The 23,931-nt window shown below is 76.7% G+C and carries 24 protein-coding genes and 1 pseudogene; 10 read left to right on the top strand and 15 right to left on the bottom strand.

Annotated features, from left to right (window positions below):
• Nucleotides 1-5: 5 nt before the first annotated feature.
• Both BLQ97_RS09250 and BLQ97_RS09245 read right to left on the bottom strand, forming a co-directional pair.
• Nucleotides 6-944, bottom strand: a complete 939-nt coding sequence (locus BLQ97_RS09250; protein ID WP_091365325.1) for an alpha/beta hydrolase — start codon at nucleotides 942-944, stop codon at nucleotides 6-8.
• A 48-nt stretch (nucleotides 945-992) separates the two neighbouring features.
• A complete protein-coding gene (locus tag BLQ97_RS09245; RefSeq protein ID WP_342670501.1) occupies nucleotides 993-1,385 on the bottom strand; it encodes an HNH endonuclease signature motif containing protein in 393 nt (130 codons plus the stop codon).
• 314 nt (nucleotides 1,386-1,699) lie between these two features.
• On the opposite strand from BLQ97_RS09245, the gene BLQ97_RS09240 reads away from it, so the two are divergent.
• Nucleotides 1,700-2,209, top strand: a complete 510-nt coding sequence (locus BLQ97_RS09240) for a DinB family protein (RefSeq protein ID WP_091365323.1) — start codon at nucleotides 1,700-1,702, stop codon at nucleotides 2,207-2,209.
• Nucleotides 2,210-2,228: 19 nt separating this feature from the next.
• Here the strand turns inward: BLQ97_RS09240 and BLQ97_RS09235 are convergent, their stop codons facing one another.
• The 5 genes from BLQ97_RS09235 to BLQ97_RS09215 form a co-directional block, all read right to left on the bottom strand.
• Nucleotides 2,229-2,852 carry a DUF4232 domain-containing protein gene (locus BLQ97_RS09235; RefSeq protein WP_217637112.1) on the bottom strand — a complete coding sequence of 208 codons (624 nt, stop codon included), beginning with the start codon at nucleotides 2,850-2,852 and terminating at the stop codon, nucleotides 2,229-2,231.
• A gap of 40 nt (nucleotides 2,853-2,892) precedes the next feature.
• Nucleotides 2,893-4,344 carry a hypothetical protein gene (locus BLQ97_RS09230; RefSeq protein WP_091365321.1) on the bottom strand — a complete coding sequence of 484 codons (1,452 nt, stop codon included), beginning with the start codon at nucleotides 4,342-4,344 and terminating at the stop codon, nucleotides 2,893-2,895.
• Nucleotides 4,344-5,870 (bottom strand): leucyl aminopeptidase family protein, encoded by a 1,527-nt coding sequence (locus BLQ97_RS09225; protein WP_091365809.1) that lies wholly within the window; start codon nucleotides 5,868-5,870, stop codon nucleotides 4,344-4,346. Before BLQ97_RS09225 ends, BLQ97_RS09230 begins: the two co-directional genes overlap by 1 nt.
• An 89-nt stretch (nucleotides 5,871-5,959) precedes the next feature.
• Nucleotides 5,960-6,127, bottom strand: a complete 168-nt coding sequence (locus BLQ97_RS09220; protein ID WP_091115270.1) for a DUF3117 domain-containing protein — start codon at nucleotides 6,125-6,127, stop codon at nucleotides 5,960-5,962.
• Nucleotides 6,128-6,243: 116 nt separating this feature from the next.
• A complete protein-coding gene (locus BLQ97_RS09215; RefSeq protein ID WP_245692006.1) occupies nucleotides 6,244-6,804 on the bottom strand; it encodes a DNA-3-methyladenine glycosylase I in 561 nt (186 codons plus the stop codon).
• A gap of 100 nt (nucleotides 6,805-6,904) precedes the next feature.
• On the opposite strand from BLQ97_RS09215, the gene BLQ97_RS09210 reads away from it, so the two are divergent.
• Nucleotides 6,905-7,630, top strand: a complete 726-nt coding sequence (locus BLQ97_RS09210) for a TIGR04282 family arsenosugar biosynthesis glycosyltransferase (protein WP_217637111.1) — start codon at nucleotides 6,905-6,907, stop codon at nucleotides 7,628-7,630.
• On the opposite strand, the gene BLQ97_RS09205 is transcribed toward BLQ97_RS09210, so the two are convergent.
• Nucleotides 7,582-12,213: a fibronectin type III domain-containing protein gene (locus BLQ97_RS09205; protein ID WP_139173540.1), complete on the bottom strand. Its 4,632-nt coding sequence runs from the start codon at nucleotides 12,211-12,213 to the stop codon at nucleotides 7,582-7,584. The two genes, BLQ97_RS09210 and BLQ97_RS09205, sit on opposite strands and share 49 nt — an antisense overlap.
• Before the next feature lie 403 nt (nucleotides 12,214-12,616).
• Here BLQ97_RS09205 and BLQ97_RS23865 point away from each other — a divergent pair.
• A pseudogene (locus BLQ97_RS23865) lies at nucleotides 12,617-13,297 on the top strand (DUF222 domain-containing protein); the annotation flags it as partial.
• 127 nt (nucleotides 13,298-13,424) lie between these two features.
• Nucleotides 13,425-13,619 (top strand): hypothetical protein, encoded by a 195-nt coding sequence (locus BLQ97_RS23860; protein WP_245692052.1) that lies wholly within the window; start codon nucleotides 13,425-13,427, stop codon nucleotides 13,617-13,619.
• A 78-nt stretch (nucleotides 13,620-13,697) separates the two neighbouring features.
• Here the strand turns inward: BLQ97_RS23860 and BLQ97_RS09195 are convergent, their stop codons facing one another.
• A complete protein-coding gene (locus BLQ97_RS09195; RefSeq protein ID WP_091365316.1) occupies nucleotides 13,698-14,588 on the bottom strand; it encodes a DMT family transporter in 891 nt (296 codons plus the stop codon).
• Between the two features lie 66 nt (nucleotides 14,589-14,654).
• Between BLQ97_RS09195 and BLQ97_RS09190 the strand changes: the two genes are divergently transcribed.
• Nucleotides 14,655-14,948, top strand: coding sequence for a hypothetical protein (locus tag BLQ97_RS09190; protein ID WP_091365313.1), 294 nt, complete (start codon nucleotides 14,655-14,657; stop codon nucleotides 14,946-14,948).
• A 36-nt stretch (nucleotides 14,949-14,984) separates the two neighbouring features.
• Here BLQ97_RS09190 and BLQ97_RS09185 read toward each other — a convergent pair whose 3' ends face one another.
• Nucleotides 14,985-15,791 carry a MerR family transcriptional regulator gene (locus BLQ97_RS09185; protein ID WP_217637110.1) on the bottom strand — a complete coding sequence of 269 codons (807 nt, stop codon included), beginning with the start codon at nucleotides 15,789-15,791 and terminating at the stop codon, nucleotides 14,985-14,987.
• 85 nt (nucleotides 15,792-15,876) lie between these two features.
• On the opposite strand from BLQ97_RS09185, the gene BLQ97_RS09180 reads away from it, so the two are divergent.
• From BLQ97_RS09180 to BLQ97_RS09170, 3 genes are read left to right on the top strand one after another with little or no spacing between them, the layout of a single operon-like run.
• The gene (locus tag BLQ97_RS09180; protein ID WP_217637109.1) at nucleotides 15,877-16,197 is read left to right on the top strand and encodes a TfoX/Sxy family protein; all 321 of its coding nucleotides are present in this window, start codon (nucleotides 15,877-15,879) and stop codon (nucleotides 16,195-16,197) included.
• A gap of 60 nt (nucleotides 16,198-16,257) precedes the next feature.
• Nucleotides 16,258-16,719 carry a DUF2243 domain-containing protein gene (locus tag BLQ97_RS09175; protein ID WP_217637108.1) on the top strand — a complete coding sequence of 154 codons (462 nt, stop codon included), beginning with the start codon at nucleotides 16,258-16,260 and terminating at the stop codon, nucleotides 16,717-16,719.
• On the top strand, nucleotides 16,716-17,423 hold the full coding sequence (locus BLQ97_RS09170) for a cytochrome c oxidase assembly protein (RefSeq protein ID WP_091365310.1): 708 nt from the start codon (nucleotides 16,716-16,718) through the stop codon (nucleotides 17,421-17,423). The genes BLQ97_RS09175 and BLQ97_RS09170 overlap by 4 nt, the downstream gene beginning before the upstream one ends.
• On the opposite strand, the gene BLQ97_RS09165 is transcribed toward BLQ97_RS09170, so the two are convergent.
• From BLQ97_RS09165 to dapE, 4 genes are read right to left on the bottom strand one after another with little or no spacing between them, the layout of a single operon-like run.
• Nucleotides 17,411-17,875 (bottom strand): SRPBCC family protein, encoded by a 465-nt coding sequence (locus BLQ97_RS09165; protein ID WP_091365308.1) that lies wholly within the window; start codon nucleotides 17,873-17,875, stop codon nucleotides 17,411-17,413. The two genes, BLQ97_RS09170 and BLQ97_RS09165, sit on opposite strands and share 13 nt — an antisense overlap.
• Nucleotides 17,868-18,299, bottom strand: coding sequence for a DivIVA domain-containing protein (locus BLQ97_RS09160; protein ID WP_091365306.1), 432 nt, complete (start codon nucleotides 18,297-18,299; stop codon nucleotides 17,868-17,870). Before BLQ97_RS09160 ends, BLQ97_RS09165 begins: the two co-directional genes overlap by 8 nt.
• 8 nt (nucleotides 18,300-18,307) lie before the next feature.
• Nucleotides 18,308-19,150 carry an LOG family protein gene (locus BLQ97_RS09155; protein ID WP_091365304.1) on the bottom strand — a complete coding sequence of 281 codons (843 nt, stop codon included), beginning with the start codon at nucleotides 19,148-19,150 and terminating at the stop codon, nucleotides 18,308-18,310.
• A complete protein-coding gene (gene dapE / locus BLQ97_RS09150) occupies nucleotides 19,147-20,253 on the bottom strand; it encodes a succinyl-diaminopimelate desuccinylase (RefSeq protein ID WP_091365303.1) in 1,107 nt (368 codons plus the stop codon). The genes BLQ97_RS09155 and dapE overlap by 4 nt, the downstream gene beginning before the upstream one ends.
• A 53-nt stretch (nucleotides 20,254-20,306) precedes the next feature.
• On the opposite strand from dapE, the gene dapD reads away from it, so the two are divergent.
• Nucleotides 20,307-21,281, top strand: coding sequence for a 2,3,4,5-tetrahydropyridine-2,6-dicarboxylate N-succinyltransferase (gene dapD / locus BLQ97_RS09145; RefSeq protein ID WP_245692005.1), 975 nt, complete (start codon nucleotides 20,307-20,309; stop codon nucleotides 21,279-21,281).
• 59 nt (nucleotides 21,282-21,340) lie between these two features.
• A complete protein-coding gene (locus BLQ97_RS09140; protein WP_091365299.1) occupies nucleotides 21,341-22,711 on the top strand; it encodes a TrpB-like pyridoxal phosphate-dependent enzyme in 1,371 nt (456 codons plus the stop codon).
• A gap of 4 nt (nucleotides 22,712-22,715) precedes the next feature.
• Here BLQ97_RS09140 and BLQ97_RS09135 read toward each other — a convergent pair whose 3' ends face one another.
• Nucleotides 22,716-23,807 carry an alpha/beta fold hydrolase gene (locus BLQ97_RS09135; RefSeq protein WP_091365296.1) on the bottom strand — a complete coding sequence of 364 codons (1,092 nt, stop codon included), beginning with the start codon at nucleotides 23,805-23,807 and terminating at the stop codon, nucleotides 22,716-22,718.
• Between the last annotated feature and the right edge of the window lie 124 nt (nucleotides 23,808-23,931).

Genomic DNA, 23,931 nt, shown 5'->3' with positions numbered 1-23,931 from the left:
CCCGATCAGGAGCGCCGGGACCCGCCCCCTGCCCGTGCGGTGAGGCACTCGACGAGCCAGGAGTCCCGGTCGGCCAGCGCGGCCCTCGCCATGGGGGTCGGGTGTCCGGTGAACCCGTGGGGCGCCTCCGGGTAGACCTGCAGGTCGACCTGCACCCCGGCTGCGCACAGCCGGGCCGCCATGACCAGGTTGTCCTCGAGCAGGACGTCCGCCGTGCCGACGACGAGCTGGGTCGGCGGCAGTCCCCGCAGGTCACCGAAGACGGGCGACACGTCGGGCACCGTGCGGTCGGCCACGTGTCCCGCGTAGGCCGCGAGGAAGTACTCGTCGGCGATGAGCCGTCCCGCCGGGGTGCGGCCGCTGAGGTCGTAGGCCCCGAACTGCAGGGCGGCGCCGGCGAGACGATCCACGTGCCCCCTGTCCCGGAGGCGCAGCAGGGTGGTCGTGGCGAGGGTGGCGCCGGCCGAGCTGCCGCCGATCACCAGCGCGGTGCTGCCGAACCGGTCCCCGGCCCGGTCGAGGAGCCAGAGCGCCGCGGCCTCGCAGTCGTCGGGCGCAGCCGACCAGGGGTGCTCCGGCGCGAGCCGGTGCTCGACGCTGACCACGACCACCCCGAGCGACTCGGCGAGGGCCGCGTTGCGGGCGTCCCCGGCTGCCGTCGCCCCGAGGACGAAGCCACCACCGGGGATGTCGAGGTAGACGCCCCGCACCTCCGAGCCCCTCGGCACGTGGACCCGCACGGGGACCCGCCGCCGGGCTGCACCGTCGACGTGCTCGACGACCTCGTCGGCGGGCGGTGCCGGGGGCTGCGCCGCACGGGCTCCGCGCAGTTCGTCGAGGGACGAGGGGCCGCGCCGCTCACCGCGCGCGGCGTAGAACTCCCGGCACTCGGGGACGAGCCGGCGGAGGTCCGCTCGCACCAGTCGGTCCAGGCCCACGTCCACGTCCCCTCCTCGTCCGAGCGGCAGCGCCGTCGACGGTCCGGTCGTCCGTCAGTACGGCGGCGCGTCCTCCGCTCGGTCCGAGGGTGGTCCACCGTCCAGCGACGGCAGGCTCTCGGGTGGCGGTGGTGGTCGTACGCCCGGTGGTCGGGTGGTCCGGGTGGTGCCGGACGGGGTGGTCACGGTGAGCACTCCGTCGGCGCTCATCTCGAACCGCCAGTCGGGGGCGGAGGTCTGGAGCCGGTGGTGGCTGCGGCACAGGCAGCACAGGTTGGCGCAGTCGGTGGGCCCGCCGTGCGCGTGCGGGATGACGTGGTCGGCGTCCGCCCAGCCGACGCGCTGGCCGCAGCCGGGGAAGCGGCAGGTGCGGTCGCGGGTGTGCACGAAGACGTCCTGGGCGGCGGAGTGCTCGTAGGTGTCGACCGCGGCGGGGCGGTCGAGCACCGGACACCCGCACCCGTCGGCCGGGTGCGCCGGGCAGCCGCGGCAGGCCAGCCGGCGCAGTTGGTCCAGCGTCGTCGCCCGCAGGGTGCCGTCGTCCTCGGTGAGCGCCAGCGTCGCCGACCCACCCTCGGGCGTGCGCAGCCCCCCACGAACCGGACCGACGACCCGGGTACGACGGTTCCCGCAGGTCAGCGGCGCGAGGAGCGACGAGCTGAGGCGGACGGGCGAGCGCCCGCGACCTGCGGCGCAAGGGCGGGTTGCGTGGCAGGTGCGAGAACGTCCCGCGACCGTGGGAGGCGTGCCAGGGTCGGCCGGTGCGTACCGACCCGCCGGAGTCCGCCTCCGAACTCGTCCAGCTGACCGCCTACCTCGACTTCCACCGCGAGACCCTGCTGCTGAAGACCGAGGGACTCAGCCAGGAGCAGCTCGCGCACCGGCACCCGCCGTCGACCCTGACGCTGGGCGGGCTGCTCTACCACCTGGCGCTGGTCGAGGAGACGTGGATGGTGGAGCGCTTCGCCGGCCGGCCCATCCCCGGGCCGTGGGACGCCGTCGACTGGGACGCCACCCCCGACTGGGAGCTGGAGACCGGCGCCACGCTGGAGCCGGAGGTGCTGCGCAGCCGCTACGAGGAGGCCTGCCGGCGCTCGCGCGAGGTCGTCGCGGAGGCCGGCGACCTCGACGCGCTGTCGGCCGTGCCGCTGCGCACCGGCAACCGCTTCAGCCTGCGCTGGGCGCTGCTGCACCTGCTGGAGGAGACCGCGCGGCACAACGGGCACGCCGACCTCGTCCGCGAGTCGATCGACGGCGCCGTCGGCGAGTGAGCCCCTCTGCGAGTGAGCCCTACTGCGCCAGCTCGGTGGCCCACGCGGCGACGGCGATCTCCCCGGTGGTGCCGGCGTCGACCCACACCGGCAGCACCTGGGCCACGTCGCCGGCGACGGGCACGACCCGCAGGGCCTGGCCCTCGGTGAGGCCGCCGGAGGTGACGGTGGCCGACCAGGAGACCCCGGTGACGGCGGCCTCGCCGGGCTGCAGCACCAGCGGCGACGGGCCGGGGTCGCGGACCGTGTAGGTGGAGTCGTGCACGACGGTGAACGGCATCGGCGCGCCCGTGGCGTCGAGCACGGCGACGTCCGCGTAGCCGGTCACCTCGCGCGGGTGGCTGCCGCAGTTGGTGACGGTGAGGACGACGGCGCGGTGCCCGAGGGCGGCGTCCACCTCGCCCGCGGTCACCGACAGCCCCTGCGGCGAGCAGACCGGGGCCACCGGCGTCGGCGTCGGTCCGGGCGCCGGCCCGGTGGCGGTCGGGAAGGTGGGCGGCACCGGGGTCGGCGGCACGGCGAGCCCCGTCGCCTCGGCACCGGCCGGCGCGCGCACGGCGACCAGCGCCACCAGGGCGACCGCCAGCACGGCCAGCCCGACGAGCACCGGTGGCAGCCGGCGGAGGCGGGACGTCGGCGGCACCCGGCCATCCTGCCGCGCCGGCCGCCCCGGCCCGCGCACCTCAGCCGCGCGCCGCGCCCAGACCCAGGACCGCGGCGAGCCCCAGCGCGCTGCGCGGCGCGTAGGCCGCCCGCCACAGCCCGCCGTGCACGGCGGCGTGCGCCTCGTCCTGCCACGGGTGGTCGTGCCGCGGCCCGCCGCCGGTGTGCAGGTCGTGCACCAGCAGCGCGGCCATGAGCACGTTCGACGTCGACGGCTCGAACACCTCCACGCCGAAGCGGTGCGCCCCGGCGTAGGCCGCGGCCAGCGCGCGGTTCTTGACCACCGACCGGGTGCGGGTGGGCGGCGCGACGTTCATCGACACCGTCGTCCCGGCCTGGCGGGCGACCGCCGCCCGCCACCGCTGCAGCCGCTTGGCCAGCGCGTAGTTCGGTCCCTGCTGGGCGACGAGGTCGTCGCTGATGCCGGGGTCGGCGCCGGGCACGTAGGCCCGCTGCAGCAGCCGGCCCGCCGAGAGGGTGCGCAGCGGGCGGCCGACCAGCTTGCCGAAGCGCGAGCGGTCGGCGTAGTTGCGCACCGACTGCGCGACCGCGTCCCCCGGGACGGCGAAGACGTCGGTGGGCGTGGCCAGGAAGGCCAGCGCCGTCTCCGGCCGGGCCGCCTGCAGCCGCAGGGTGAGCGCGTCGACGGCGGCCGAGACGCGCACGTTGAGGGCGCCGTCGGCGTAGACGTAGTCGCCGAGGACGAGCTCGCCGGGCAGGCCGGCGAGCCAGTCGGCGACCGCGGGCACCTCGCGGACGAGGTCGGCGCCGGCCCCCTCGGGGAGGTCGCCGGCGGCCGGGACGAGCAGCGTGCCGGCGCCCCGGCGGGCGGTGTCGAGCACCCGGCGCCACAGGTCGGGCCGGGGCAGGTCGACGCCGGCCACCGTGGCGCCCCAGCGCAGCAGCGCGGTCAGCGGGCCCATCTCCGCGCCGGCGCCCAGCACGGCGACGGTGCGGCCGGGCAGCGCCAGCCACTCCGGGTGCGCGGCGACGGTGCGCACCGCCTCGGCGGCCGACGGCTCCAGCACGCCGTGCTCGGCCCAGGTGTCCAGCCGCCGGTGCAGCTCGGCCCCGCGCAGCCGGGAGCCGTGGAAGGGCAGGCTGAGCTCGCGCTCGGGCTCACCGGTGCCGGTCACCTCGCGGGTGGCCGGCACCCGGGCGGCGGGCGCGGTGAGCAGGGCGGGCAGCGGCTGCTCGCCGTCCTCGCCGGCCACCCGCAGCCGGGCGTGCACGGCGTCGAGCCCCGCGCCGGCGATCCGCAGCGCCGCGTCGGCGGAGACCAGGCCGGCCTCGACCAGCCGGCGGAAGTGCACGAGGTAGCCCGCCCGCCAGTTGGTCTCCTGCTCGGCGGCGCGGGCCCCGACCGGGTCGACCGGGCGCAGCGCGTCGGCGACCACGGCCCGGCCCACCGCCGCGGTGCTGCGGCGGTCGTCGGGGCCGGCGGGGAAGACGACGCCGCTGTCGTCGTCCATCAGTCGCTCACCGTGGGCGGCGGGTCCAGCGGCGCGCCGGCCTCGAGCCAGCGCAGCAGCGTGCGCGCGCCGAAGCCGCTGCCGCCCTTGACCACCTCGGCGTCGTCGGAGGCGGCGCGCGCGGGGCCGGCGACGTCGAGGTGGGCCCACGGCAGGTCGCCGGCGAAGGGGCGCAGGAACAGCGCCGCGGTGGTGCCGCCGGGGTTGCCGGGGGCGTTGTTCGCGTCGGCGACGTCGCTGCCGAGCAGGTCGGCGTACTCCTCGGCCAGCGGCATCCGCCACACCCGCTCACCGGCGTGCAGCGCCGCGGTCGACAGCGCGTCGGCCAGCCCGTCGGTGGTCGCGTGCAGGCCCGCGGTCCGGGTGCCGAGGGCGACCTTCATCGCGCCGGTGAGCGTGGCGACGTCGACGAGCACGGTGGCGCCGAGCTCCAGGCGGCCCCAGGCCAGGCCGTCGGCGAGCACCATGCGGCCCTCGGCGTCGGTGTTCTGCACCTCGGTGGTGCGCCCGCCGACGTGCCGGACGACGTCGCCGGGCCGGTAGGACGACCCCGACACCGCGTTCTCCGCGGCCGGGACGACGGCGGTCACCGCCACCGGCAGCTCCAGGCGGGCGGCGGCGTCGAGCGCGGCGAGCACCGCCGCTCCCCCGGCCATGTCGGTCTTCATCTCCCGCATGCCGGCGGTGGGCTTGATCGAGATGCCGCCGGTGTCGAACGTGATCCCCTTGCCCACCAGCACCGGGCGGGCCGGGCCGGCACCGGGCGGGGCGTAGGCGGCGACGACGACCCGTGGCGGGGACGCCGACCCGCCGCCGACCGCCAGGACCCCGCCGAACCCGCCGGCGCGCAGCTCCTCGGGGCCGAGCACGGTGACCGTCACGTGCGGCAGCCCCGAGAGCCGCTCGACCGCCTGCTGCGCCAGCCAGGCGGGGTCCTTGGTGCTGCTCGGGGTGTTGACCAGGTCGCGCGCCCAGGCGACGGCCCGGCCGGTGACCTCGCCGGCGCGGGCGGCGGCGACCACCGCGGGGTCCGCGCCGTCGGTGGCGACGACGGTGACGGTGACCAGCCGCGGCGGGTGCGGCTGTGACGTGTCGCGGAAGCGGTAGCCGGCCAGGAGCGCCGCCTCGACGGCGGCGCGGACCTCGTCGGCGCCGGCGGGCGCGGCGGCGCCGTCGACCGGCAGCACGAGCCGGGTGGCGCCGAACTCGGCGAGGGTCTGCGCGCGGCGGACGGCGGTGGCGACGCAGGAGCGCAGGTGCGGCAGCGTCCCGTCGCCCACGCCGACGGCGACCACGCTGCGCGGGTGGCGGCCGGGGACGGGGAGGTTGGTGACCGCGCCGGGCCTGCCGGTGTTGCCGGTGTCGCGGAGCGCGCCGGCCAGCAGACGCGCGGGCACCGGCGGGAGCGTGCCGAAGGCGGGCCGCTCCAGCCAGGGCGGCAGCGTGCCGCCGGTGCCGACCGGCACGGCCAGGACGTCGTCCTCCCCGAGGCGCGGGAGGGCGGTCAGCAGCTCGATGCGCGGCAAGGGTGCGGCCCCGGTCGCCGGCATGCCGCCGGCGGCCGGGGCCGCGTCGTCCTGCGCGGGGCTGCCCGGGGGCAGGTGCGCGGAGGCGTTCAGCTGGTCGCGCCCTTCAGTGCCTCCGAGAGGGCCTGCGCCTCGTCCGGCGACAGCTCGACGACCAGTCGGCCGCCGCCCTCGAGCGGCACCCGCATGACCAGGCCGCGCCCCTCCTTGGTGACCTCGAGGGGACCTTCACCCGTGCGCGGCTTCATGGCCGCCATGCGTGCCTCCTTCGCCGACCACCCGACGCCCCTGAGCGGCAGCGGTGTGGCTGTTGATCGGTGCTGGACTCTGCAGACATGATCCCGTATCCCCGCCGGGACTCCAACCTGGGCCCCTACGGGGTGGCTCCCCCGGTCACCCGGAAGCAGGTGGCGACGTGGTCGTCGACCATGCCGGTGGCCTGCATGAGGGCGTACGCCGTGGTCGGGCCGACGAAGGCGAAGCCGCGCCGCTTGAGCTCGCGGGCCATCGCCGTGGACTCCGGGCTGGTGGCCGGCACGTCGGCCAGCGTGGCCGGGCGGGGGCGCGGCGCGGACGGCGCGAAGGACCACAGCAGCGCGTCGAGCCCCTCCGGGACCTGCTGCGCGGCGCGGGCGTTGCGGACGGCGGCGGCGATCTTGGCGCGGTTGCGCACGATGCCGGCGTCGGCCAGGAGCCGCGCCTCGTCCTCGGCGGTGAAGGCGGCCACCGCGTCGATCGAGAAGCCGGCGAACGCCGCGCGGAAGGCGGGCCGCTTGCGCAGGATCGTCAGCCACGACAGGCCCGACTGGAACGCCTCGAGGCAGAGCCGCTCGAAGAGGGCGTCGTCGCCGTGCAGCTCGGTGCCCCACTCCTCGTCGTGGTAGACGACGTACTCCGGGGCGCTGTCGCCCCACGCGCACCGGATCCGCTCCACGTGGCGGACGGTAGCGACGGGTGCCGACAGCGCCATCCGGACGGGTGGACCCGTGCCCCGCTCCGGGCGACGCGCCGCCCGTGACGGCTACGGTCCGCGGGTGCCCGACGCCGTCCTCACCGCCCAGCTGCTGGTCCTCGCCGAGGCGCCGGCACGCACCACGATGGCGCTGGACCCGCCGTGCACCCCGGACCAGGTGGCCGCCATCGCCGGGGCGGCGGTCGCCGACACCCTCGACGCGGTGCGCGCCACCCCGGTGGCCCGCCGGGTGGTGGCCCTGGACGGCGACCCCGGTGACCTGGACCTGTCCGGCTGCACGGTCCTCCCGCAGACCGACGGCGACACGGGCACCCGGCTGGCCGCCGCGTTCGCCGACGCGATGGACGGCGCCGCGCTGCCGACGCTGCTCATCGGCACCGGCACCCCGCAGGTGACGCCGGCGCTGCTGGCCGCCTGCCTGGACCGGCTGGTCACGACCAGCCGGCAGACGGCGGTGCTCGGCGCCGCCCCCGACGGCCGCTGGTGGGCGCTCGGCCTGCACGCGGCCCTCGAGGCCGGGGTCCTGCCCGACGTGCCGACGGCCCGCGCCGACACCGCCGAGCGGACGCGGCAGGCGCTCGAGGACGCCGGGCTGACCGTGCTCGACCTGCCCGAGCTCACCGACGTCGCCTCGTTCTCCGACGCGCTGGCGGTGGCCGCCGCCTGCGAGCCCGGCACGCGCACCGCGCGGGTGGTCACCGCGGTGGCCGGCGCGGTGCCCGCCGACCCGGGTGCCGGTCAGCCCCGGGGCACCGTCACCGAGCCGTCGGCGAGGTCCTTGGCGTAGAGGTCGCGCAGCCGGTTGGTGTCGCCCGGCGTCAGCGCCTGCGACGTCGTCACCAGCACCCGGTCGCCGTCGGTGGCCAGCAGCCGGCCGTACTCGGCGGAGGTCACCGAGCCGGTGGGACCAGCGGTGGCGCGGCCCGCGGCGTCGGCGGTGACCAGGGTGAGCGACCCGCTGCCGAGGTCGCGGCGGAGGTGGTCGGTGTGGCCGTTGCCGTCGCCGGCGACCTCCGCGGCGGTGGTGGCGAAGAACGCGTGCCGGCCGGTGGGGTCGAGCTCGACCTGGTGCTCCCACACGGACGTCTGGCCGTTGCCCAGCGCGGCCACCGCGCCGGTGACGGTGTCCACGCGGTAGGCCAGCCCGGTCGCCCACGCGGCGGTCGGCGTCGGCGTCGTCACCTTCGCGGCGGTGACCAGCGCGACGAAGCGGCCGTCGTCGCTGAGCGCCACGTCGCCCGCGTCGCGGTACACGCCGTACTCCACCGACCGGCCGCCGGCGGGCACCGCGGAGACCACCAGGGCCTGCCCGGCGCCCGGGCCCGACAGCGTCTTGCGGTAGAGCACCACGGGGCCGGAGGACGACGCCGCCGGGAACAGTGCGAACCGCCCGTCCGGGGTGACCGCGAGCGCCGGGCCGGTGGCCGCGCGCGGGAGGTCGCCTCCGGTGGCCGACGTCGACACCCGGGTCACCGCGCCGGTCGAGACCGACTTGGCGAAGACGTCGACGACGCCGTTGGTGTCACCGGGCACCAGGTCGGGGCGGGCGGAGTAGAAGAGCACCAGGTCGCCGTCGCCGGACAGGACGACGGTCGGGCTGGTCGCGTACACGGCGGCGCCGGTCTGCAGCGCGGTGCCGGCGACCGAGGGGTGCACGGTCCCGCCGGCCGGCACGCTGACCAGCGCCCAGGTGCCCGACCGGGTGTCGAGCCGGTAGACGTCGGCGAGCCGGTTGGTGTCCTCGGGCCGCAGCGCCGCGGTCGTGGCGAGCGCGACGTAGCGGCCGTCGTCGCTGACGGCCGGGGCCGCCGCGTTGGTCGGGTCGCCGCTGCCGGTGGCCGTGGCCGGCAGCGGTGCGATGCGGCGGGCGGTCCCGGCGCCCCGGTCGAGCAGGTACAGCTCGTAGGCGGTGTTGGTGTCGGCCGCCTCCCACCGCGCCGACGTGCCGACGACGACGAAGCGCCCGTCCGCGCTCGCCGCGACGCCGCCGCTGTGCCCCGAGCCCTCCGCCGGGACGCGCGCCGCCTGCGGGGTGACGGCGACCTCGGCCGACGGGAGGCCCACGTTGCCCGAGGCGTCCACGGCGACCACCCGGAGGCGCCGCTCGGTGCCGTTGACCAGCCCCGGCACCGTGACCTGGGTGGCCGGCGCGGCGGCGGTGGCCAGCGTGCCGCCGTCCTCGCCCAGCACCCGGTGGGTGGCGACGTCGGGCTCGGGACCGGCCACCCACCGGAGCACCGCGCGCCCGTCCCCCGCGGTGGCCGCGACGCCGGTCGGGGCGGCGGGTGCCGTCCGGTCGGTGGGCCGGGCGGTCACCGGCGGGTCGCTGGGGGGCGAGGCGTTGCCGTGCCCGTCGACGGCCTGGACGCGGTAGGCGTAGGTGGTCCCGTTGACCAGGCCGGTGTCGGTCCAGCCGGTCGCCGCCACCCGGGCCACCTCGACGCCGTCGCGGTGGACGACGTACCGGTCGACGTCGGGTTCGGCGGCGGCGTCCCAGCGGAGCTCGACCGACCCGTCGCCGGCGGTGGCGACCAGGCCGGTCGGCGTCGCGGGCGGCGTCAGGTCGGTCGGCCGGGCGGTCACCGGCAGGTCGCTGGCGGCCGAGGCGTTCCCGTGGCCGTCCACCGCCTGGACCCGGTAGGCGTAGGTCGCGTCGTTCACCACCACGGTGTCGACCCAGTCGGCGACGGCCGGGCGCGCGACCTCGACCCCGTCGCGGTACACGACGTAGTGGTCGACGTCGGGTTCCGGGCTCGGGTCCCACCGGAGCTCGACGGACCCGTCCCGGGCGGTGGCGACCAGGCCGGTCGGTACCGCCGGTGCCGTCTGGTCGGTCGGCCGCGCCGTGACGGCGGGGTCGCTGAGGGCGGAGGCGTTGCCGTGCCCGTCCACCGCCTGGAGCCGGTAGGCGTAGGTGGTGTCGTTGACCAGGCCCGTGTCGACCCGGCTGGTGCCGGGCTGCCGCGCCACCTCGACCCCGTCGCGGTACACGGTGTAGTGGTCGACGTCGGGTTCCGGGTTCGCGCCCCAGCGGAGCTCGACGGACCCGTCCCGGGCGGTGGCGACCAGGCCGGTGGGCGTGCTCGGGGCGGTCTGGTCGGTGGGCCGGGCGGTCACCGCGGGGTCGCTGGTGGGCGAGACGTTCGCGTGGGTGTCCACCGCGGCCAGGCGGTAGGCGTAGGTGGTGTCGTTGGGGACCCCGGTGTCCACCCAGCTGGTACCGGTCAGGCGCACGACCTCCGCGCCGTCGCGGTAGACGACGTAGCGGTCGAGGTCGGGCTCGGTGTTGGCGGTCCAGCGCAGCTCCACCGAGCCGTCGCGGGCGACCGCCACCAGGCCGGTCGGCGTCGCGGGCGGCGTCTGGTCGGTGGGCCGGGCGGTCACCGCGGGGTCGCTGAGGGCCGAGGCGTTGCCGTGGCCGTCCACCGCCTGGACCCGGTAGGCGTAGGTCGTGCCGTTGACGACCCCCGTGTCGGTCCAGGACGTCCCCGTCACGCGGGCGACCTCGGCACCGTCGCGGTGGAGGACGTACCGGTCGACGTCGGGTGCCGTGCCCGGGTCCCAGCGCAGCTCCACCGAGCCGTCGCGGGCGACCGCCGTCAGCCCGGTCGGGGTGGCCGGGGCGGTCAGGTCGGTCGGGCGGGCCGTGACCGCCGGGTCGCTCAGCGGCGAGGCGTTGCCGTGCCCGTCCACCGCCTGGATCCGGTAGGCGTAACCGGTGTCGTTGACGACCCCCGTGTCGGTCCACGACGTCCCGGCCACCCGGGCCACCTCGACGCCGTCGCGGTGGACGACGTAGCGGTCGACGTCGGTCTCCGTGTTCGGCGCCCAGCGGAGCTGCACGGACCCGTCGCCGGCGGTCGCGACGAAGCCGGTGGGCGTCGCCGGAGCGGTCTGGTCGGTGGGCCGGGCGGTCACCGCGGGGTCGCTGGTGGGCGAGACGTTCGCGTGGGTGTCCACCGCGGCCAGGCGGTAGGCGTAGGTGGTGTCGTTGGTGACCCCGGTGTCCACCCAGCTGGTACCGGTCAGGCGCACGACCTCCGCGCCGTCGCGGTAGACGACGTAGCGGTCGAGGTCGGGCTCGCTGTTCGCCGTCCAGGACAGCACCACCCGACCGTCTCCGGCCACCGCCGTCAGGCCCCTGGGCGTCGCCGGCGCCGTCTGGTCGGTTGGCCGCGCGGTCACGGCGGGGTCGGAGGCGGCCGACGTGTTGCCGTGCCCGTCCACGGCGGCCAGCCGGTAGGGGTAGGTCGTGTCGTTGACGACCCCGGTGTCGGTCCAGGACGTCCCGGTCACCCGGGCGACCTCGACGCCGTTGCGCAGCACGACGTAGGCCGCGAGGTCGGGCTCGCTGTTCGCCGTCCAGGACAGCACCACCCGACCATCCCCGGCCACCGCCCTCAGACCGGCCGGGGTGGCCGGGGCGGTCAGGTCGGTGGGCCGGGCGGACACCGCGGGAGCGCTGACGGGCGAGACGTTGCCGTACGCATCGGCCGCGGCCAGCTGGTAGGCGTAGGTCGTGTCGTTGACGACCCCGGTGTCGGTCCAGGACGTCCCGGTCACCCGGGCCAGCTCGGCGCCGTTGCGCAGCACGACGTAGGCCGCGAGGTCGGGCTCGCTGTTCGCCGTCCAGGACAGCACCACCCGACCGTCCCCGGCCGCCGCCGTCAGGCCGGTCGGGGTCGCGGGCGGCGTGTGGTCGAACGGCCGGGCGGAGGCGACGGGGACAGAGCTCGCCGACCAGTTCCCCGAGGTGTCGTGCGTCTGGACCGTGTAGCCGTAGGTCCGGTCGGGGACCAGCCCGGTGTCGGTCCACGAGGCCGTGGCCCCTCCCGGGAGCAGGTCGGTCGCGGGGACGCCGTCGCGCAGCACGCGGTAGCCGTCGGCATCCGTGTCGGTGTTGTTCGGCGTCCAGGTGACCCGCACCTGCCGCTCACCGGCGGTCGCGACCACCCCACTGGGCGCGGCCGGCGGGACCGAGTCCCGGGGGACGCCGGTCACCGGTGTGCTGGTCGTGCTGCCCACGCCAGTCGAGAAGAGGAGAGCCGTGCGCGTCCGGAGGGTGACGACGTAGCTGCGCCCGTTCAGCAGGCCACTCACGGTCGTGCTGGTCGCGGTGCCGGCGACGTTGGTGACCGTGTCGCTGTTCGTGACGGTGTCGTGGACGGACACGTCGTAACTGGAGACGTTGGCCTCGGTCGACGCCGTCCAGGAGATCCGCAGTGCGCGGTCGGCGGAGGCGGTGACCACGTTGGTGGGCGGTGCCGGGTCGGCGAAGCTCGCCGGCTGCAGCGCCGAGTCCCCCGCTCGGGGTGCAGGACCTCCCGCGGGCAGGACGCCACACAGCAGGACGACGGCGGCGAGGGCCACGGCACGTCTGGAGCGCGATCTGCGCGCACGGCCGGAGTCGACGTCGATGGGGGTCACTGCTGCCTCCCGGTCCGGCACCACCGGTGAGCGGTGCCGGACCGACTCTCGGCAGCACTCGGTCGGAGTTGAGTCCGGTCCCGTCCACTGTCCGCGACCGGTGCGCCGGTGTGGTGCCGCCACTCGCGGATACCGGCCTTGAGCTGGTCTTTCACCTTGATCATCCAGGCTCGGTGGAGTACCATTCGTACATGTGTTCGGGTGACTGGTCGACCGGTGACGTCCTGGAGGACGTCGCCGCGCTGGTCGCTGAGCGCAACCGGATCGACGCCGCGCTGGCCCGCCGGGTCCGGGACGCGGAGCTGTCCCAGGCTCCCGAGCGCGACGGGCTGAGGTCGATGCGGTCGTGGCTGGGCGGGCACTGCCGGCTGTCGCGGCCGCCCGGGTCGTGGGCAACGGGCGGGTGCTGGCGCACCTGCCGGCGCTGGCCGAGGCGCACGAGGCCGGGCTGGTGTCGGCCGAGCAGGTCGCGGTGGCGGCCACCGCGCTGACGCCGGAACGCCTGGCCGCGGCCGCCGAGCAGGGCGTGGCGCTGGGCGAGGTCGACGCGGTGCTCACCGGCCTGGCCGTCGAACAGCCTCACGCCGACTTCGTCGCTGCCGTCCGCCACTACCTGGCCCGGCTCGACCCCGACGGCCCGGAGCCCGATCCGACCGAGGGGCGGCGGTTGAGCCTGGCCAAGCACGCCGACGGGTCGCTGTCCTTCCGCGGAGAGCTCGACGCCGTGGGTGGAGAGAAGCTGCAGGCGGCCCTGGAGTCCTACGTGCAGGCCGACCGGCCCTCAGGCGACGAGCGCAGCCGCGCGCAGCGGCTGGGGGATGCGCTGGTGCAGCTGTGCGACACCACGCTGGCCGCCGGCGGTCTGCCCACGCTGCGGACGGTGAAGCCGCACGTGGCCGTGGTCATCGACCTCGACGACCTCGCCGGCACCGCCACCGGCCCCGAGGCCGCCCGGATGGGGTTCGGCGCGGTGATCTCCGCCGCCCGGGCCCGCTGGCTGGCCTGCGACAGCACCGTCTCCCGCGTGGTCTTCGGCCCCGACGGCGCACCGCTGGACCTGGGCCGCGAACAGCGCCTGGCCAACCGGTGTGGCCCCTCCGCAGGGGCCCACCGCGAGCTTGCGAGTGGTGGGGGGCGGAGGGGTCCTTTCTCTGGTGCACTGGCTCGACGGCAGCGAGACCAACCTCGCCAACAGCGCCCTGCTCTGCGAGCGGCACCACACCAAGGTGCACCACGGCTTCCGCGTCGAGCGACGACCGGATGGCCGGTGGCGCACCTGGCGCCCCGACGGCACCGAGATCATCGCCCCGACACCGCTGGCTCCCGCAGCGCTTGCTCCAGCGGTCTGATCGGCCCGCCCACCTCCGCGGACGGTCCGCTGGAGGGTGTCCTCGCCGTCCGTGGCGCGTCACGGCACGGGCGTCCCGCTACGGCACGGCCGTCTCGACCGCCGCGGGGGCGGGCGCGTTGCGCCGGGTGGCGAGCACGCAGCCGGCCAGCACCAGCGGCAGGCCGACGGCCAGGCCCAGGGTGAACGGCTCGTCGAGCAGCAGGACCCCGGCGACGACGGCGACGGCCGGGTTGACGAAGGTGATCACCAGCGCCCGCTGCGGGCCGACCTCGCGGATCAGCGCGAAGAACAGCACCAGCGCCAGCGCGGTGCACACGACGCCCAGCGCCGCCAGCGACCCGATCGCCGGTGCCGACGCGGCGGTCACCTGGCCGATCCGCGGCAGCGCGAACGGCGCGTAGACCACCGCGGTGGCCACCAGCGCCAGCGCGCTCACCGCCACCCCGGGGACGTCGGCGAGCCGCCGGCTGGCCACCAGCGGCGCGGTGCCGTAGCCGATCACGACCAGCAGCACCGCCAGCACCGGCAGCAGCGCGATCCCCTCGACGTCGAAGCCGAGCAGCGCCACGATCCCGACGACGCCCAGCCCCATGCCGAGCAGCCGCACCGGAGTCAGCCGCTCCTCCTCCCCCACCAGCCGCGCGGCCAGGGCGGCGACGAAGGGCACCGAGGCCACCAGCAGCCCGGTGAGCGAGCTCGACAGGGTGTCCTCGGCGTAGGACAGCAGCAGCCACGGCCCGGTCATCTCCAGCACCGTGAACAGCAGCAGCGGCCGCCAGTGCCGCAGCGCCGGTCGCAGCTGCCCCCGAGCGAGCGTCAGCGGCAGCAGCAGCACCGCGCCGACGGTGCAGCGGACGAAGACGACCACCACCGGGGAGGTCTCCTCGACGGCGACCTTGATCAGCAGGTAGGGCACCCCCCAGATCACCGACATCGCCAGGAACAGCGCCCACCCGCGACGGCTCACCGGCCGCCTCCGTCCCGCTCGCTCACCCGGCCATCCTGACGCCCGCCCGTCGGGCACCCTGGACCGGTGCCGCGCGTCCTGTTCCACGCCGTCCACCACCCGCACCCCCAGCACCTCGACGCCCTGCTCGGCGCGATGCGGCGGCTCAACGAGGCCGCCGTCGGCCTCGAGGGCCTGGAGGAGATCGGCGCCTTCCACGACGCCGAGGGCGGCCGCGTCGTCGCCATCTCGGTGTGGTCCTCACCCGAGGCGCTGCAGGCCGGCAGCGCGCGGCTGTTCGCCGGGGTCGCCGACCTGCCCCTCGACCGGTGGGAGCGCCGGCCGCGCGAGCTCCTGACGCTGCCCGAGGTGGCGCGGTGAGCGACGCCTGGGCCGGCGGCCGACCGGGCGTGAGTCTCAGCCCACGGGCCAGGTGACCTCGACGTGCGGGGCGTCGGGGTCGTCGTCCCGGTCGGTGAGGTAGACCTCGGCCGGGCTGCCGGCCCGGGTCAGCCCCTGCGCGTCGACCCACGCCCCGACCGCGTCGTAGGCGCCGAGGATCCCGGGGAACTCCGCCTGCCGCCGCGACAGGCAGGTGACCGCCTCGCGCCCGGCCCGCTGCAGCCGGATCCGCAGCTCCCCGGCGGGCTCGACCGACCCGCTGAACGGCCGCGCGACCTCGACCGGGCCGTCCCCGTCCTCGGTGACCGTGCCGTGGTAGACGACGCGCAGGCGCCCGGCCGGCGTGGCTCCCGACCGGGCCAGGTGCCCGTCGATCTCCGCGGCCGCGTCCCGGATGAACCCGTCCAGCTCCTCCACGGTCAGCCGCGCCTCCCGGGTCAGCAGCTTCTGCTCCGGCACGTCCCGCAGCTCCACCTCGTGCACGTCCGCGTCCTCCTCGTCGCCCCTCGTCAGCAGCGCCACCAGCGTCCGGCGGTCCCGGACGTCGTCCTCCACGCCCGCCCACCACCGCGCCACCGCCGCCCGCCGCTGTGCCGCCGGCAGGTCGACGACGTCGCGCACCCGTGCCAGCGGCATGCCTGCCCGCCGCAGCAGCGCGATGAGCCGGGCCCGCCCCACCTGCGCGGCCGCGTACCAGCGGTAGCCGGTGACCGCGTCGACCCGCGCGGGCACGAGCAGACCCTGCTCGGCGTAGAGCCGCAGCGCCTTGGCCGAGAGCCGGGTGCGCCGCGCGAACTCGCCGGCCAGGAGGTGTCCGCCCACGACGGGCAGTCTGCGGCCCGCCCCAGGGGCGGGGTCGAGCCGACGGGTCTTGCGGACGGCGGACCGCCTCGGCTGCACTGCCCGCGTGAGCGCCGAGGACCGCCTGTCCGCCCTGACCGACGCCCTCGCCGGCGAGCCCGGCGTGACCCCGCCGCAGCCGGGGCGTCGCCGGTTCGGCTCGACGGCGCTGACGGTGGACGGGCGGGTCTTCGCGATGGCCGTCACCGGGGCCCTGGTGCTCAAGCTGCCGCGCGAGCGGGTCGAGACGCTGCTGGCCGCCGGCGCCGGCAGCCCGTTCCGCAACGGCAGCGGCCGGCCGATGCGCGACTGGGTGGCCCTGGGCCCGGACGCCGCGCTCGATCTCGCCCTCGCGCGGGAGGCACTGGCCTTCGTCGGCGGCCGCTGAGCGGTTTCCCGCCCCGCGCCGCCGGGCAGCGTCCGGGGACGCGACGACGGGAGGTCCCGGGTGTCCGACGGACCGGCGCGACCCGCGGCCCGGCGACGGCTGCTGGTCTCGGGCCTGCTGCTGGGCCTGGGGACGGCGGGGGCGGTCGACGAGATCGTGTTCCACCAGCTGCTGCACTGGCACCACTTCTACGACCGGGCCGGCGGTGCGGCGGGGCTGGTCTCCGACGGGCTGCTGCACGCGGGCACCTTCTCGGCCGCCGTCGCCGGCACGGCGCTGCTCGCCGACGCCCGCCGCCGCGGCCGGTTCCTTCCGCCGCTGTGGTGGGGCGCCCTGCTGACCGGCGCCGGCGCCTTCCAGGTGTGGGACGGGCTGGTGCACCACAAGCTGCTGCGCCTGCACCAGGTCCGCTACGGCGTCGACCTGACCGGCTACGACGTCGGCTGGGTGCTGCCCGGCGTGCTGCTGCTGGTCGCCGGGGTGGTGCTGCTGCGGCGGGCCGGCACCGCGCCGGTGCGGTGACCGTGCTCCTGCTGGCCGCCGGGGCGGCGTACGTCGCCGCCACCTGGCGCTGCCGCAGCCCCTGGCCGCTGACCCGGACGGCGGCCTGGCTGGCCGGCCTGACCGCCGCGGGGGTCGCCGTCGCCGGGCCGCTGGGCGCCCACGCCGGCGGGCACCCCGACCTGCACGCGCACATGGCCGGGCACCTGCTGCTCGGCATGGTCGCGCCGCTGCTGCTGGTGCTGGCCGCCCCGGTCACCCTCGCGCTCCGGGCGCTGCCGCAGTCCGCCGCGCGGCGGCTGTCCCGGCTGCTGCGCGCCGCACCGGCTCGCTGGCTGACCGACCCGCTGGTCGCCGTCCCGCTGCACGCGGCCGGCCTGTGGCTGCTCTACGGCACCGGCCTGCACGACGCCGGCCCGCTCGTGTGGCTGCACCTGCTGGCCAGCGGGTACCTGGCGACGGCGTCCGTGCTCGCCGTCGACCCGACGCCGCACCGCCGCGGCGTCGCCGTCCGCGCCGGCGCCCTGGCCGCCGGCGCCGCCGCGCACGACGTGCTGGCCAAGGTGCTCTACGCCCACCCCCCGGCCGGCACGGTCGGCGCCGAGGAGGGCGCGCGGCTGGTGTACGACGGCGGCACCGTGGTCACCCTCGTCACCGCCGCGCTGCTCTGGCGGCGGTGGTACCTGGGCCGCGACGCCGTTCGCGCCGCCGCTCAGCCGGTGTAGGTGCGGGCGAAGCGGGCGAACCGGCGCAACGCGACCCGGAACCCCACGACGACGAACGGGCGCGCCAGCGGCCAGCCGACCCGGCCGAGCAGCCCGAAGGGCGGGTACCACCGTTCGGTCAGGACCAGGTCGGTGCCGCCGCCGGCGGGCGTGAGCTCGAAGACGCCCGGTCCGCGCACGATCCGGCCGGTGTGCTGGACGACCACCCGCCGCGGCGGGTCCCATTCGGTGACCACCATCGTGTCGAGCACGCCGAGGTGCCGGCCGCGCCGCCACGGCAGCGGGAGGCCGGTGCGCGCGGCCAGCCGCACGCCGACGCCCTCCTCCGCGGCGGTCACCACCTCGACGTCGGTTGCCGGCATCCACCGCCCCTGACCGCGCCAGTCGGTGAGCGCCGCCCACACCTGCCCCGGCGGCGCCTCCACGTGCACCGGCAGGACCAGCTCAGGCACCGTTGCGCGCTCCCTCGTCCACGTCCCGTCCTTCGCCGGCGACCCCGCCACCGGATGCACCACCGGGCGCACCGTCGGCCGGCAGGGTGAGCCCGGGGTCGGTGTCGGCGTCGGCGGCCCGGGCCGGCCGGTCACGCTGTGCCCGCAGCGCGGCGATCACCTCGTCGCGCTCCTCGATGGTCTCGGCGAGCTGCTCGAGCAGCCAGTCCACCTCGGTCATCCGGTAGCCGCGCAGGGCCACCGGGATCTGCAGCGCCCGCACGTCGGCGCCGGTCACCGGGCGGTCGTCGGGCAGCTCCACCGGCGAGCGGTCCGGGTCCGCCGGCGGCTGGGTCTCCCCGCGGCCGAGCAGCACCGACCCGCCGAGGAACAGCAGCGCCCCGACGACGGCGACCGCGGCCAGCCCGACGAGGAAGGACAGCACCGGCGTCCTCAGCCCTCGACCGGCTCGACCGGCGCGCTCAGCGGCGCCCGCATGCCCCCGCCGCCGTCCCCGCCGGCGCGGGCCGCCTCGGCCTCCCGGATGAGCGCGACCGCCTCGTCGACGTCGTCGGTCACGGTGAACAGGTCGAGGTCGCCCGGGCTGATGGTGCCCGCCTCCAGCAGTGCCCCGCGGATCCAGTCGACCAGCCCCTGCCAGTACGCGGAGCCGAAGAGGACCACCGGGAAGCGGGTGACCTTGCGGGTCTGCACCAGGGTGAGCGCCTCGAACAGCTCGTCGAGGGTGCCGAACCCGCCGGGCAGGATGACGAAGGCCTGCGCGTACTTCACGAACATCGTCTTGCGGACGAAGAAGTAGCGGAAGCTGATGCCGACGTCGACCCACTCGTTGAGCTCCTGCTCGAACGGCAGCTCGATGCCCAGCCCCACCGACAGCCCGCCGGCCTCGGACGCGCCGCGGTTGGCCGCCTCCATCGCGCCCGGTCCGCCGCCGGTGATCACCGCGTAGCCGGCCTCGGCCAGGGCGGCGCCGATGCGCACGCCGGCCTCGTAGTACGGGTGGTCGGGCTTCGTGCGGGCGCTGCCGAAGACGCTCACCGCGCGCGGGAGCTCGGCGAGCAGGCCGAAGCCCTCGACGAACTCGCTCTGGATGCGCAGCACCCGCCACGGGTCGGTGTGCACCCAGTCGGTGGGCCCGCGGCGGTCGAGCAGCCGCTGGTCGGTGGTCGTCCCGACCGTCTGCGGGTCCGGCTCGCCGCCGCGCAGCATCACCGGGCCCCGGTGGCGCGTGGGGCGGGGCTTGCGCGCGCCGTTCGGCGGCGGGGTGGTCGTCATGCGGGGTCTCCGGACAGGTAGGCGGTCAGGGCGTCCTCGGCCGGCTGCAGGCGCTCGACCAGCACCGACTCCTCGCGGGTGTGCGCCAGCTGCGGGTCGCCGGGGCCGTAGTTGACCGCCGGGATGCCCAGCGCCGCGAAGCGGGCGACGTCGGTCCAGCCGAGCTTGGCGCGGGCCGGGCGGCCGACGGCGGCGACGAACGCCGCGGCGGCGGGCTCGGTGAGCCCCGGCAGCGCGCCGCCGGCGTTGTCGGTGACGGTGAGCGTGGCGCCCGCGGCGAGCGCCTCGGCGAACACCTCGCGGACGTGTGCCTCGGCGGCGTCCTCGTCCCGGTCGGGCGCGTAGCGGAAGTTGACCGTGAGCGCCGCCTCGTCGGGGACCACGTTGCCGGCCACGCCTCCGGCGATGCCCACGGCGTTGAGCCCCTCGCGGTAGGTGCAGCCGTCGATGTCCACCTCGCGCGGGCGGTAGGCGGCCAGCGCGGCCAGCGCCCCGGCGAGCCCGTGGACGGCGTTGACGCCCAGCCAGCTGCGGGCGCTGTGCGCGCGCCGTCCCGTGGTCTCCAGCCGGGCGCGCAGCGTGCCCTGGCAGCCGGCCTCGATCTCGCCGTCGGTGGGCTCGAGCAGGACGGCGAGGTCGCCGTAGAGCCAGCCGCGCCGCTCCCGGACCACCCGGCCCAGGCCGCTCCTGACCGACTCGACCTCCTCGTTGTCGTAGAAGACGAACGTCAGGTCGTGCGCGGGCTGCGCCCCGGGGACGCCGAAGCGGCCGGCCAGCCGCAGCATCACCGCGTCGCCGGACTTCATGTCGCTGGTGCCGCAGCCGAACACCCGCCCGTCCTCGAGCCGGCTCGGCACGTTGCCGGCGATCGGCACGGTGTCGAGGTGCCCGGCGAGGACGACGCGGGTGTCGCGGCCCAGGTTCGTGCGGGCCAGCACGGTGTCGCCGACCCGCTCGACCTCCAGCCCGCCGAGTGCCCGCAGCGCCGCCTCCACGGCGTCGGCGAGCGCGCGCTCCTCGCCGGACACCGAGGGCGTGTCCACCAGGGCCCGGGTGAGGGTGAGGACGTCGGCGGACAGGTCCAGGTCGGGCGCGCCGGTCACGGTGCCCGAGCCTAAGGGCGGGCACCCGGGCGTCGCTGGGTAGCGTCGGGACCGTGACCGCTCCCCGCTCCGCCGTCGCCGCCGGTCTCGCGACCGTCACCGCCTCCGGGACCGTGCTCGACACCTGGTACCCCTCCCCCGCCCTGGGGGCCGACGGGAGGACCGGGACCCAGCAGCTGGGCACCCTGGAGCTCGAGGGCGCGCTCGGCCCGGAGTTCTCCGGCCTGGTGCGCACCGACGACGTCCGCGGCGTGCACGTGGTCGGGGTCCGGACGACGATCGCCGACCTCGACGCCCCGCCGGTCGACGCGCACGACGTCTACCTGCGGCTGCACCTCGTCTCGCACCGCCTGGTCCGCCCGCACGGCGTCAACCTCGACGGCGTCTTCGGCCTGCTGGCCAACGTGGCCTGGACCAGTGCCGGCCCGGTGCTGGCCACCGAGCTGACCCCGGCCCGGCGGGCGTCGCTGCGCGCGGCGCACGGGCACCTGACCGTGCTGTCGGTGGACAAGTTCCCGCGGATGGTCGACTACGTGCTGCCCTCCGGCGTGCGCGTCGCCGACGCCGACCGGGTGCGGCTGGGCGCCCACCTGGCCGAGGGGACGACGGTCATGCACGAGGGCTTCGTCAACTACAACGCCGGCACCCTGGGCCCCTCGATGGTGGAGGGCCGGATCAGCGCGGGCGTCGTCGTCGGCGCCGACAGCGACGTCGGCGGCAGCGCGTCGATCATGGGGACGCTGTCCGGCGGCGGCAAGGAGGTCGTCTCGATCGGCACCGGCTGCCTGCTGGGCGCCAACTCCGGCATCGGCATCTCGCTCGGCGACGACTGCGTGGTCGAGGCCGGCTGCTACGTCACCGCCGGCTCGCGGATCACGCTGCCCGACGGCTCGGTCGTCAAGGGCCGCGAGCTGTCGGGCCGCAGCGGTCTGCTGTTCCGCCGCAACAGCGTCACCGGCGCGCTGGAGGCGCTGCCGCGCACCGGCACCTGGGGCGAGCTGAACACCGCGCTGCACGCCAACGACTGAGGCGCGGGTCCCGCACTAGGCTCACCGGCACCCCGGGGGACGGAGTCCGAGGAGGCGGCGTGGCCGACCGCACGCACAAGATCCTGCTCGACGAGTCGCAGCTGCCGACGCAGTGGTACAACGTCGTCCCCGACCTGCCCGCCCCGCCGCCGGTCCCCCTGCACCCCGGGACCCTGCAGCCCATCGGGCCCGACGACCTGGCGCCACTGTTCCCCGACGACCTCATCGCCCAGGAGGTCAGCACCGAGCGCTACGTCGACGTCCCCGGCGAGGTCCTCGACGTCTACCGGCTGTGGCGGCCCTCTCCCCTCTACCGCGCGCACCGGCTGGAGCAGTCGCTCGGCACGCCCGCCCGGATCTACTACAAGTACGAGGGCGTCTCCCCGGCCGGGTCGCACAAGCCGAACACGGCGGTGCCGCAGGCGTACTACAACGCGCGCGCCGGGGCGCGGCGGCTGACCACCGAGACCGGCGCGGGCCAGTGGGGCACCGCCCTGGCGTTCGCCAGCGGCCTGTTCGGCCTGGAGTGCGAGGTCTGGCAGGTCGGCGCCTCCTACGACCAGAAGCCCTACCGGCGCACGATGATGGAGACGTTCGGCGCCCGGGTGCACCGCTCGCCGTCGGACCTGACCGGGGCCGGCCGGGCCGTCCGCGCCGAGGACCCGCAGCACCCCGGGTCGCTGGGCATCGCGATCAGCGAGGCGGTGGAGGTCGCCGCCGGCGACCCCGGGGCCCGCTACGCGCTCGGCAGCGTCCTCAACCACGTGCTGCTGCACCAGACGGTCATCGGCGAGGAGACCCTGCTGCAGCTCGCCGCCGTCGAGGAGGTCCCCGACGTCATCGTCGGCTGCACCGGGGGTGGGTCCAACTTCGGCGGGCTGACCTTCCCGTTCCTGCGGGAGAAGCTGGCCGGGCGGATGTCGCCGGTCATCCGCGCCGTCGAGCCGGCCTCCTGCCCCTCGCTGACCCGCGGGGTCTACGCCTACGACTTCGGGGACGCCGCCGGCCTGACCCCGCTGATGAAGATGCACACGCTGGGCCACGGGTTCGTCCCGGACCCCATCCACGCCGGGGGCCTGCGCTACCACGGGATGTCCCCGCTGATGTCGCACGTGTACGAGCTGGGTCTGGTCGAGGCCCTCGCGCTGCCGCAGACCGAGTGCTTCGCGGCCGCCGTCCGGTTCGCCCGGACCGAGGGCATCGTCCCGGCACCGGAGCCGACGCACGCCCTCGCCGCCTGCATCCGCGAGGCGCTGGCCTGCAAGGAGTCCGGCGAGGCGAAGGTGATCGTCACCGCCCTGTGCGGCCACGGCCACCTCGACCTGGCGGCCTACGACGCCTACCTGTCCGGGCGGATGACCGACGAGGACGTGACCGACGAGCGGCTCGCCCCGTCGCTCGCCGGCCTGCCGCCGGTCCCCTCGGCCTGAGCTCCTACGCCTCGACGCGCGCCCCGGCGAGGTGCTCGAGCAGCGCGACGGCGAACTCCTGCGGGCGCTCGACGTGCGGCGAGTGGCCCACGCCGGGCAGCACCACCTCGCGGTAGGTGCCGCCCGCCGCGGCGTAGCGGTCGAGCACCGCGCGGGTCTGGGCGACCATCGGCTGCGGCGGGCACACCTCCGCGCCCGGCCAGCCCGGCACCGCGCCGAGCTGGCCGAGGAAGGCCAGGTCGAAGGCCGAGGTGTCGGAGACGATCGCGTCGGCGTCGCCGCGGACCCACAGCACCGGCGGGCGGACCGGCAGGTCGGCGAGGCCGGAGACGTCGAACACCGTCGGCGCCATCGTGTTGAGCACGCCGCGCGGCCCGGGCGCCGTCCCCGGCCAGCTGCCGCTGGGCACGCTGTCGCCCGGGTAGTGGTCCGCGCCGGTCCGGGTGGACAGCATGGAGGCGACGAACACGTCCTCCAGCGCCGGGTCCAGCGGCAGCGAGCCCGGGGCCACGTAGAAGGCGCGCAGGATCGACCGCGGGCTGGTCGGCGCGGCGTCCCCCTCGTCCCCGGCGGCGATCGCGGCGACGAACTCGGGGTTGGCCGCGCCCCCGCCGGAGCCGGCACCGTCGTCGGACAGCCGCCGCCCCTCGGGACCGGCGGTGCCGCCGAAGCCGTACGGCGAGACCGGGGCCTGCAGGGTCACCGACGCCACCCGGCCGGGGTCGTCGAGCAGCCGCTGCAGGACGACGCCCGCGCCCATGCTCCAGCCGACCAGGTGCACCCGGTCGAGGCCGAGCGCGTCGATCAGCACGCCCAGGTCGTCGGACCAGTCGCGCACGCCGCGGCGGGCGTCGACCGGCAGCGGCTCGGTGCCGCCGAAGCCGCGCAGGTCGACGGCGAGCGCCCGGTGCCCCTCCCCGGCGACCGTCAGCAGCGGCTGCTGCCAGAACAGCGCCGAGCTGACGTTGCCGTGCACGAACAGCACCGCCTCGCCGGGGCCGGCCGGGTCGGTGCCCTCGGCGTGCAGCACGTGCTGCGCGAGCCGCGCGGTGGGCACCCGGGTGGCGGTGACCCCGGGGAGCAGGACGTCGGGCACGGGACCTCCAGGACGGTGGATCACGGGACGGAGCTCGCACACGCTAGCGGTGGGGACCTCCCCGGCGACACCGGCGCGGCAGTCCCAGGCACACCACCGGCACCCCCGAGGTCCGGGGTCCCGC

The organism is Geodermatophilus telluris, assembly GCF_900102745.1.
Classification (GTDB): domain Bacteria; phylum Actinomycetota; class Actinomycetes; order Mycobacteriales; family Geodermatophilaceae; genus Geodermatophilus; species Geodermatophilus telluris.
The sequence above is the reverse complement of the archived record's forward strand: the minus strand, read 5'-3'. Positions and strand labels throughout refer to the sequence as shown.